Annotated in this window: 12 protein-coding genes and 1 pseudogene; all 13 read left to right on the plus strand. The window is 43.0% G+C overall.

All coding sequences use genetic code 11. The features are described from left to right. Positions 1 to 201 (plus strand): annotated as a pseudogene (locus tag QZZ35_RS07130) (sulfite exporter TauE/SafE family protein); the annotation flags it as partial. A 38-nt stretch (positions 202 to 239) separates the two neighbouring features. Then, the gene (locus QZZ35_RS07135; RefSeq protein WP_291236771.1) at positions 240 to 413 is read left to right on the plus strand and encodes a hypothetical protein; all 174 of its coding nucleotides are present in this window, start codon (positions 240 to 242) and stop codon (positions 411 to 413) included. Further along, positions 410 to 919: a COG2426 family protein gene (locus QZZ35_RS07140; protein ID WP_291233774.1), complete on the plus strand. Its 510-nt coding sequence runs from the start codon at positions 410 to 412 to the stop codon at positions 917 to 919. Before QZZ35_RS07135 ends, QZZ35_RS07140 begins: the two co-directional genes overlap by 4 nt. A 71-nt stretch (positions 920 to 990) precedes the next feature. Then, positions 991 to 1,626 carry a site-2 protease family protein gene (locus QZZ35_RS07145; RefSeq protein ID WP_291236772.1) on the plus strand — a complete coding sequence of 212 codons (636 nt, stop codon included), beginning with the start codon at positions 991 to 993 and terminating at the stop codon, positions 1,624 to 1,626. 42 nt (positions 1,627 to 1,668) lie between these two features. Beyond that, the gene (locus tag QZZ35_RS07150) at positions 1,669 to 3,099 is read left to right on the plus strand and encodes a DEAD/DEAH box helicase (RefSeq protein WP_291236773.1); all 1,431 of its coding nucleotides are present in this window, start codon (positions 1,669 to 1,671) and stop codon (positions 3,097 to 3,099) included. 75 nt (positions 3,100 to 3,174) lie between these two features. Further along, positions 3,175 to 4,104, plus strand: coding sequence for an orotidine-5'-phosphate decarboxylase (gene pyrF, locus QZZ35_RS07155; protein ID WP_291236774.1), 930 nt, complete (start codon positions 3,175 to 3,177; stop codon positions 4,102 to 4,104). Positions 4,105 to 4,115: 11 nt separating this feature from the next. Next, the gene (locus QZZ35_RS07160) at positions 4,116 to 4,892 is read left to right on the plus strand and encodes a dihydroorotate dehydrogenase electron transfer subunit (protein ID WP_291236775.1); all 777 of its coding nucleotides are present in this window, start codon (positions 4,116 to 4,118) and stop codon (positions 4,890 to 4,892) included. Beyond that, a complete protein-coding gene (locus QZZ35_RS07165; protein WP_291236776.1) occupies positions 4,892 to 5,794 on the plus strand; it encodes a dihydroorotate dehydrogenase in 903 nt (300 codons plus the stop codon). The genes QZZ35_RS07160 and QZZ35_RS07165 overlap by 1 nt, the downstream gene beginning before the upstream one ends. Before the next feature lie 2 nt (positions 5,795 to 5,796). Then, positions 5,797 to 7,338: a nitrite/sulfite reductase gene (locus tag QZZ35_RS07170; protein WP_291236777.1), complete on the plus strand. Its 1,542-nt coding sequence runs from the start codon at positions 5,797 to 5,799 to the stop codon at positions 7,336 to 7,338. Between the two features lie 15 nt (positions 7,339 to 7,353). Beyond that, positions 7,354 to 8,031 carry an orotate phosphoribosyltransferase gene (pyrE, locus tag QZZ35_RS07175; protein WP_291233767.1) on the plus strand — a complete coding sequence of 226 codons (678 nt, stop codon included), beginning with the start codon at positions 7,354 to 7,356 and terminating at the stop codon, positions 8,029 to 8,031. A 14-nt stretch (positions 8,032 to 8,045) separates the two neighbouring features. Beyond that, positions 8,046 to 8,198 carry a hypothetical protein gene (locus QZZ35_RS07180; RefSeq protein ID WP_291233766.1) on the plus strand — a complete coding sequence of 51 codons (153 nt, stop codon included), beginning with the start codon at positions 8,046 to 8,048 and terminating at the stop codon, positions 8,196 to 8,198. A gap of 79 nt (positions 8,199 to 8,277) precedes the next feature. After that, on the plus strand, positions 8,278 to 8,730 hold the full coding sequence (locus tag QZZ35_RS07185) for a VanZ family protein (protein ID WP_291236778.1): 453 nt from the start codon (positions 8,278 to 8,280) through the stop codon (positions 8,728 to 8,730). After that, the gene (locus QZZ35_RS07190) at positions 8,720 to 9,052 is read left to right on the plus strand and encodes a hypothetical protein (protein ID WP_291236779.1); all 333 of its coding nucleotides are present in this window, start codon (positions 8,720 to 8,722) and stop codon (positions 9,050 to 9,052) included. Before QZZ35_RS07185 ends, QZZ35_RS07190 begins: the two co-directional genes overlap by 11 nt. The last annotated feature ends 200 nt before the right edge of the window (positions 9,053 to 9,252 follow it).

A 9,252-nucleotide genomic window follows, 5' to 3' on the forward strand; every position in this document is an offset into this window, starting at 1 on the left:
AATTATGCTTCTTTAATTACATATGCTTTGAGCGGCAATGTTTTATGGGCAGCCGCCATACCGGCAGCCGCCTGTAATGTGCTGGGCAGTTTTTTCGGATCCGGCATGGCGCTTAAAAAGGGAGCAACATTTATACGTCCGATGATCATTGTGGTCATGATACTTTTGATGTTTAAGATTGTATCGGATGTTGTTTTATGATAAAATAGTCAGAAACAAAAATGAAAGGAGAAGCAGTTATGAAATTAACTCAGAAAAGAGCGAATCAGATTACGGCATGTATACAGATGGTTTTAGTCGGCATTATGACAGCTTTTGCATTCGAACGGGAAATCCGGATCGGCAATAAGGTAAAGAATAAATTAAAAAAGAAAAGACTTAAAAAAGCAAAAAGAAAGGGAACAGCAGTATGACAGATGCATTGATTACATGGTTTACGACAAATCTGGATGGTGTTGTATCAAAAGAGATGATCGTTTTTATCATTTCCATGGTACCGATTCTGGAGCTGAGAGGCGGTCTTGTCGCAGCGGCACTTTTAAAAATTCCGATTATTAAAGCAGTGTTTCTTTGTGTGATCGGAAATATTATTCCGGTACCGTTTATCCTGTTATTTATTACACCGATTTTTGACTGGCTGAAACGGACACGGTGGCTGAAACCGAAGATCGAGCGGCTGGAACAAAAATCTATGGGAAAGAGTGACACGATAAAAAAATATGAATTTATCGGTCTGCTGCTTTTTGTAGGCATTCCATTGCCCGGAACAGGTGCCTGGACAGGATCTTTGATTGCTTCTTTACTTGATATCAAGTTTAAGAAAGCATTTCCTGCAGTTTTAGCCGGCATTTGTCTGGCAACTGTGATCATGTGTATTGTCAGCTATTTTATTCCATGGCTTATAACCAGTGTATTTTAAAGAGGGGGATGTTGTTGAACTGCTCACTGGAGCAGTTTTGCGGCATCCTTTTTTGAGCAAAGGGTGATTATATGAATTTCGGAGATTTGATTTATCTTGTTCCGGCAGCACTTTTAGCAATATCCGGACATGAATTTGCCCATGGCTATGTATCCTGGAAACTGGGCGATCCCACACCCAAACAGGATGGACGACTGTCCTGGAATCCGTTGGATCATCTGGATCCGATGGGAACCCTCTGTCTGATATTATTCCGGTTTGGATGGGCGAAACCGGTACGGATCAATTCGTATTATTATAAAGACAGGAAAAAAGGGGTCCTTCTTGTATCATTGGCCGGTCCTGCCGCTAATTTCCTGATGGCTTTTGCGGGACTTTTTGGAATCGGTCTGATTTATAAATTTACCGGAGGTTATGTGGGAAATGTGCTCGGGTATTTCTATACATTATTGAATTATTTTGTTGTACTGAACGTGGGACTTGGCGTATTTAATCTGATTCCGGTACCGCCGCTGGACGGATCGAAAGCTTTTGGGATTCTTGCACACAATGATGAAAACTATATGGAGCGGCATGTGAATCGGAATGGCTATATTGTTCTGGCATTGCTTGCCGTCACCGGACTTTTATCAATTCCGATGCGTCTTGCCCAGAATGCAGTCGTCGGTTTTTTATATGCTGTTGTGCGTTTTTTACTGCACATCTGATGATTGAACACACAGAAATGAATTTAGAAAAATGAGGTAAAAATGGAAAAAGTATTATTTGAAAATCTGGAAATATCAAAGGAAATTAAGAGAGCGATCCGTGATATGGGATTTGAGGAGGCAACCCCTGTTCAGGCACAGAGTATCGGGCCGATCATGGAAGGAAGAGATGTGGTGGCCCAGGCACCGACGGGAACAGGAAAAACCTGTGCTTTCGGGATTCCGCTGATCGAAGGCATTGATCTGGAGCGGCGTAATGTTCAGGCGCTTATTTTGTGCCCGACCCGCGAGCTTGTCGTTCAGACGACGGATGAACTGATGAAACTGACAAAATATAAACATTCGATCCGTATTGTGCCGATTTACGGCGGACAAAATATGGATCGTCAGATTATGGCTTTAAAGCGTAAACCACAGATTATTGTGGCAACACCGGGACGTCTGATGGATCACATGCGCCGTCATACGATCCGTCTGGAACATCTGGAATATATGGTTTTGGATGAGGCGGATGAGATGCTGAATATGGGATTCCGGGAGGATATTGACAAAATTCTTGAGTCTGTGCCGGAAGAACGGCAGACAGTTTTGTTTTCTGCGACTATGTCCAGGGGAATCCTTGAAATTATGAAAAAATATCTGACAGATCCGGTCAAAGTCCAGATCACAAAGACTCAGATCACCGTACCTTCCATTCGCCAGTACTATCTTGAAGTGAGTCAGGAAAATAAAATCGATGTGCTGGCAAGACTGATTGATGTGGGGAATTTTAAACTATCCATGGCATTCTGTAATACAAAACGCCAGGTTGATGAACTTACTCAGGAAATGATTGCCAGAGGATATCAGGCGGCCGGGCTTCACGGTGATATGAAGCAGATACAGAGAGACCGGGTCATGAAAGCCTTTAAGGCGGGAGAGACTGAAATACTCATCGCGACGGATGTGGCAGCAAGAGGACTGGATATCGAAGATGTGGAGGCTGTCTTTAACTTTGATCTTCCGGAAGATCTGGAATACTATGTGCACCGCATCGGAAGAACAGGAAGAGCCAACAGAGAGGGTGTGGCCTATTCTTTTGTCGGAAGAAGAGACATGTATAAGTTGCGTGATATTATGAATTACACCCGGGCGAAGATCAAGTATAAAAAGATCCCGAAGGCAGAGGATATTGCTCAGATCCGTACAAAACAGGTAATGAACGAAATACTGCGGACGATGGAAAAGGAAAACCTGGATCGTTATGCAAGAGCCATTCAAAAATATATGTCTCAGGAAGAATTTGAGAATTATACGATACTGGATGTGGCAGCCGCATTTTTAAGCCGTGAGGTTCCGGCGGAATCTTTCCGGGAAATTGAAGAACGTCCGAGATTTGCTGAAAAGTTTAAACAGAAAATCATTGCACCGGATAAGAAACGGGGAAGAAAGCCGGAGGATAAAAAGGGGCATTCGAAGCGAAGAAGAAGGTAAATTCATCTGTTAATCGGGAAGAAAATATGTTATACTATTTCCAAATGTAAAACGATTTAGAACGGAGGATACGCCATGATTGATAAGTTGGTGGAAAAGATACAAAAAACAGGAGCACCGATTGAAGTCGGACTGGATCCGATGCTCGACTATGTTCCGGAATTTTTAAGAAAAAAAGCATTTGATGAGATGGGTGAGACACTGGAAGGTGCCGCTGAAGCCATCTGGCAGTTTAATAAAGCTATTGTAGATGCAGTCTATGATCTGATTCCTGCGGTGAAACCTCAGATCGCCATGTATGAACAGTTTGGAATTCCTGGAATTATGGCATTTAAAAAGACCTTGGATTATTGCCATGAAAAGGGATTGATCGTGATCGGTGATATTAAGAGAGGCGATATCGGTTCCACATCCGGTGCTTATGCAACAGGTCATCTCGGACAGGCGAAGGTTGGAAGTAAGTCCTATTACGGCTTTGATGAAGACTTTATTACAATCAATCCATATATGGGAACAGACAGTGTACAGCCGTTTATTGATGTTGCCATTCCGGAGAAGAAGGGTATGTTTATTCTGACAAAGACATCGAATCCTTCCAGCGGTGAATTTCAGGATCGTCTCATCGACGGACGTCCCCTTTATGAATGGGTTGCCGAGAAGGTTGTTGAATGGGGAGATCAGCATGTGGGCAAGTGCGGTTACAGTTATGTCGGTGCAGTTGTCGGTGCAACTTATCCTGAGATGGGCAAGGTACTTCGCGGTATCATGAAGAAAAACTTTATCCTTGTACCTGGTTACGGCGCACAGGGTGCTAAAGGTTCAGACCTTGTGAACTATTTTAATGAGGATGGTCTCGGCGCGATCGTCAACTCTTCACGTGGTATCATTGCTGCATACAAACAGCCAAAATATGAAAAATTTGGTCCGGAAGGCTTTGCAGATGCTTCCAGACAGGCTGTTCTTGATATGATTGAAGATATTCAGGTAGGAGCTGGGCTCAGATAGGAGATATGGTGATGGAAAAAGTATGTAAGATGTTTCAGATCATCTCCCAGAAGAAAATCACAGAGGATATTTTCAGCCTCTGGATCGAAGTGGGAGATATGGTAAAGGACATAAGACCGGGACAGTTTGTTTCTGTTTATTGTGGTGACGGCAGCCGTCTGCTTCCGCGTCCAATCAGTATCTGCGAGGTTGCAAAAGCGACAAAAGCGATTCGTCTCGTTTATCGTGTTGTCGGAGAAGGAACAAAAGAACTTTCCATGATGAAAGCTGAAGAAGAAGTAAAGATGATCCTGCCTCTCGGTAATGGTTATACATTAAAAGAAGATAAGGCCATCCTTATCGCTGGCGGTATTGGTATTCCTCCGATGCTTCAGCTTGCAAAGGAGCTTAAAAAAGTGGAGAAGACAGTTGTACTTGGATTTAAAGACAGTCAGACATTTCTTTTGAATGAATTTTCCTTTATTCCGAAGACAAAAGTCATCATTGCTACGGAAGACGGCAGCGTGGGTATTAAAGGAAATGTTTTAGATGCGATTCGTGAAGAAGGTGTTGAAGGCGATGTGATCTACAGCTGCGGTCCGACACCGATGCTCCGTGCCGTGAAGGCTTATGCACAGGAGAAGGGTATAGAAGCACAGATTTCTTTAGAAGAGCGGATGGCCTGCGGAATCGGTGCATGTCTTGCCTGTGTATGTCAGTCAAAAGAAGTGGATCATCACTCCAATGTTCATAATAAACGTGTCTGCAAAGACGGCCCTGTATTTAATGCTCAGGAGGTGGAACTGTAATGAATATGAAAGTCAATCTTGCAGGAGTGGAATTTAAGAATCCTGTTATGGAAGCTTCAGGTACATTTGGTTCCGGAGCAGAATATGGTGAATTTGTTGATCTGAATAAACTGGGTGCTGTTGTGACAAAAGGTGTGGCCAATGTGCCGTGGCCGGGCAATCCGACACCGCGTATCGCAGAGACAGCCAGCGGCATGCTCAATGCCATCGGTCTTCAGAACCCGGGAATTGATCTGTTTACAAAAAGAGATATTCCGTTTTTAAAACAGTATGATACAAAGATTATTGTGAATGTCTGTGGAAAATCAACAGAGGATTATCTTGAGGTTGTTGAACGCCTCGGAGATGAACCTGTAGATATGCTTGAGATCAACATTTCATGTCCGAATGTTAAAGAGGGCGGCATTGCTTTTGGTCAGGATCCGAAGGCGGTGGAAGCGATCACAAAAGCTGTGAAAAAAGTGGCAAAGCAGCCGGTCATCATGAAACTCAGTCCAAATGTGACGGATATTACGGAAATGGCAAGAGCGGCAGAAGCGGGCGGAGCAGACGTTCTGTCATTGATCAACACACTGACAGGTATGAAGATCGATATTTATAAACAGGATTTTGCTCTCGCAAATAAGACCGGAGGACTTTCTGGTCCTGCGATCAAACCAATCGCAGTCCGTATGGTTTATCAGGTGGCAAATACGGTGAAGATTCCGATTATTGGAATGGGCGGCATCCAAAGCGGTGAAGATGCCATTGAATTTATGCTTGCAGGTGCATCCGCAGTTGCTGTAGGAACTGCAAACTTTAATAATCCATATGCAACGATGGATGTGATCGCCGGTATGGAAGCATACATGAAACGTATGGGCGTGACAGATATTAATGAGCTTATTGGAAAGGTTAAATAAGAATGCAGGAATACAAAAATTTATTAAAAGAAGAAGTTGAAGTCTTAAGAGAAAAGGGAAAAGCTTTTCTTGATGGAAGTATCAGCCGTAATGAATTTAAAGGATTTTCCGGAGGCATGGGAAGTTATGCCCAGAAAGAAACCGGAAAATTTATGATTCGTTTAAGAACACCTTCAGGTATTATTTCAAGAGAGCACTTTGATCTTATTTTGGATTATGCTCAGGAAAATGGTCTTGATAAGATTCATCTGACAACACGTCAGGCGATTCAGCTGCATGAACTGACCATTGATCAGGTATGTGACATTATGAAAGATGGGATTGATCATGATCTCTTTACCCGGGGCGGAGGCGGTAATTTTCCGAGAAATGTGGCATTGTCACCGATGGCCGGTGTTGATCCGGAGGAGATTTTTGATGTGACGCCTTACGCACTTTTAGTCGGAGATTATTTCTTCCGCAATGCGACAACTTACAAGCTGCCAAGAAAGCTTAAGGTTGCCTTTTCTTCCAGCATGGCGGATACAGCCGGAGCTGCTGTTAATGATATGGGATTTATACCGGTGCTTGAGGATGGAAAACCGATGTTTCGCATGTGGCTTGCCGGCGGTATGGGAAGTAATCCGGCAGCAGGTATTTTGTATGATGAGCTCGTAAAACCGGAAGAAGTTTTATACTATATTGAAGCAATGGTTCAGCTCTTCAAAGCAGAAGGTGATTATGAGAATAAGGCAAAAGCCCGTATTCGTTATATTCCGAGACGTATGGGTGTGGAAGCTTTTATTCAGTGCTACAAAGATCATTTAAAAGCTGTCCGGGAGAACAACACATTTGAAGGTATCGCGCCTGTTGTATCCGGACCGGTATCAGTAGAAGAAAGCGGCAATCCGCTCATTCTTCCTCAGAAGCAGGAGGGAAGATATACCCTGATCCTTCATCCGCTCTGCGGACAGCTGATGCTTGAAGATGGAAGAAAGATTCAGAAGCTTATTGCTGATATGCCGGAGGCAGAGCTTCGTCTCAGTATGGACGAGGATCTGTATGTGCGTCAGCTTACAATGGAACAGGCAGAGCATGTGCTTGATGTGATGAAAGATTCCATGAAGACAGAACCTGTGGCTATGTCTGTCGCATGTGTCGGAACACCGACATGCCAGACAGGTGTGAATCAGAGTCAGACATTATGTAAAAATATTGATGATGCAGTAAAGGCATCCGGGATCAATAGCAGCTATCTTCCGAGAGTGTATATCAGCGGCTGTCCAAACTGCTGTTCACGTCATGCAGCTGCAGCCTTAGGCTTTGCCGGAAGACGGATAAAGGTTGATGACCAGATGGTAGAGGCATTTGACTGTTATATTGGTGGACAGACGGGTGCGGACCGGGTGAAATTAGTTGAAAAAAGCGGAACAATTCCGGCAGCTCAGATTCCACAGATGATCGTTGAATTAGGAAAGATGCTGGAGACAGCTCAGAAAGATTATGGGACAGCTGTCAGCGATGGCTCAGCCGGAGCACTTATTGAAAAATATTTTGTAGCTTAAAGGAGGAATATTCTCATGGAACAGTATAAGAAAGAGTTTATTGACTTTATGGTAGAGAGCGATGTGCTCAAATTTGGAGAATTTACATTAAAAAGCGGAAGAAAATCCCCATTTTTCATGAATGCAGGTGCTTATGTGACAGGCACACAGCTTCGCCGTCTCGGCCAGTATTATGCAAAAGCGATTCATGATACCTACGGACTGGATTTTGACGTTCTTTTCGGACCTGCGTATAAGGGTATTCCTCTCGGTGTGGCTACAACGATGGCAATCAGCGAATTATACGGAAAAGATATCCGCTATTGTTCCAACCGTAAGGAAGTGAAAGATCACGGAGATACAGGAATTCTTCTCGGAAGCAAGCTCAAAGACGGAGACCGTATCGTCATTATCGAGGATGTGACAACTTCCGGAAAATCCATCGAAGAGACATTCCCGATCATCAAAGCTCAGGCAGATGTGGAGATTATCGGTCTTATGGTTTCCTTAAATCGTATGGAAGTCGGCAAGGGCGGAGAAAAGTGTGCGCTTGATGAAGTAAAAGATCTCTATGGTTTTGAGACAAGTGCTATTGTTTCCATGGCAGAGGTTGTTGAATATCTGTACAATCAGCCGCGTCAGGGAAAAGTTATTATTGATGATACGTTAAAAGCAGCAATTGATGCTTATTATGAACAGTATGGTGCAAAATAGAAAGGAACAGCTCTATGGACGAAAAGTTATTTAAAGCCATGGGACGCATCGGAGGCGCCAATATTGCCATGGGTGTCGTGTGTATCGTTGTGGGAGTGACTGTTGGTGTTATTTCTATCCTTTGCGGAGGAAAATTGTTAAAAGAAAAGAATCATTTACTTTTTTAAGTGAATGAACGGGACTGCAGACAAAAGAAAAGAGACATTGTGCCCTTTTCTTTTGTCTTTCATAATTGAAGGGTTAAAAATGAAGAAAAAGATTAAGTGGAGCACCGCTGTGTTTCTGATTATTTATTTGATGATTCTGGCCTATGTATGTTTTTTCAGTGAGGATTACGGCCGGACGGAGATTCAGAATATTTACCAATATAATCTCATACCTTTTAAAGAGATTACACGGTTTTATACATACAGGGAACTTGTTGGAATTGAGGCATTCATGCTGAATCTTCTCGGAAATGTTATTGCTTTTATTCCTTTTGGATTTATGATTCCGATTGTCAGCTTAAAAAACAGAGTTTTTTTCAGAACTGTAGGGCTGACATTTCTTCTGAGTCTGTTTATCGAGTGTATTCAGTTGATTACCCGGGTTGGGTCTTTTGACGTGGATGATCTGATTTTAAATACACTTGGTGGTATTATCGGACATATCATTTTCTGGATCATGTATCAGATAAGGAGGGCTTGGCTTGGCAAATAAGGTTTACAGTTTTACGAAAGTGAGAAAGCAGCGGACAAAATCCGGAATCTACAGCCTTGTCATAGGCATCGATTCTCTGATTCTGCTGGTTTTTCTTGTTGGCTTTGGAATATATAAATCCGGGCAGATGACAGGGATGATTTGTCTGCTGCCATATGTGTCTATGGCGGCAAGTATTTTTTGTGCATTTAAAACAAGAAAAGATATGGACAGAATGGATGTGTCCGGCAAATATCTTGAAGCGGGATATCGGGTATGTGTGGTTTCATCGCTTGTTCACGCAGGCATATTTATGATCGGAATTTTGAAAGTTATTTTGTAAAGTATAGGGCGAGGAGTGAATTTCTTGATAGAAAATACATTTTTAGAGGAAAGATATCAGTTGGCTGTGGAGCGGATTCGTGAGATTCCGGAAGAACTTTCCGGAGAACAGGTCCTGAAGGACAACTGGGCCGCATTTTTTTCGGAACTTGCCGGCTGGATCATAAAAGTTGATGATTTTCGGACATGGATGAAGACGCA

The sequence above is a fragment of the Frisingicoccus sp. genome, assembly GCA_016298055.1.
In the GTDB taxonomy this organism is placed as follows: domain Bacteria; phylum Bacillota; class Clostridia; order Lachnospirales; family Lachnospiraceae; genus Frisingicoccus.

Coding starts and splice junctions, on each gene's coding strand:
- QZZ35_RS07135 (WP_291236771.1), top strand. CDS start 240: ATGAAATTAACTCAGAAAAGAGCGAATCAGATTACGGCATGTATACAG.
- QZZ35_RS07140 (WP_291233774.1), top strand. CDS start 410: ATGACAGATGCATTGATTACATGGTTTACGACAAATCTGGATGGTGTT.
- QZZ35_RS07145 (WP_291236772.1), top strand. CDS start 991: ATGAATTTCGGAGATTTGATTTATCTTGTTCCGGCAGCACTTTTAGCA.
- QZZ35_RS07150 (WP_291236773.1), top strand. CDS start 1,669: ATGGAAAAAGTATTATTTGAAAATCTGGAAATATCAAAGGAAATTAAG.
- pyrF (WP_291236774.1), top strand. CDS start 3,175: ATGATTGATAAGTTGGTGGAAAAGATACAAAAAACAGGAGCACCGATT.
- QZZ35_RS07160 (WP_291236775.1), top strand. CDS start 4,116: ATGGAAAAAGTATGTAAGATGTTTCAGATCATCTCCCAGAAGAAAATC.
- QZZ35_RS07165 (WP_291236776.1), top strand. CDS start 4,892: ATGAATATGAAAGTCAATCTTGCAGGAGTGGAATTTAAGAATCCTGTT.
- QZZ35_RS07170 (WP_291236777.1), top strand. CDS start 5,797: ATGCAGGAATACAAAAATTTATTAAAAGAAGAAGTTGAAGTCTTAAGA.
- pyrE (WP_291233767.1), top strand. CDS start 7,354: ATGGAACAGTATAAGAAAGAGTTTATTGACTTTATGGTAGAGAGCGAT.
- QZZ35_RS07180 (WP_291233766.1), top strand. CDS start 8,046: ATGGACGAAAAGTTATTTAAAGCCATGGGACGCATCGGAGGCGCCAAT.
- QZZ35_RS07185 (WP_291236778.1), top strand. CDS start 8,278: ATGAAGAAAAAGATTAAGTGGAGCACCGCTGTGTTTCTGATTATTTAT.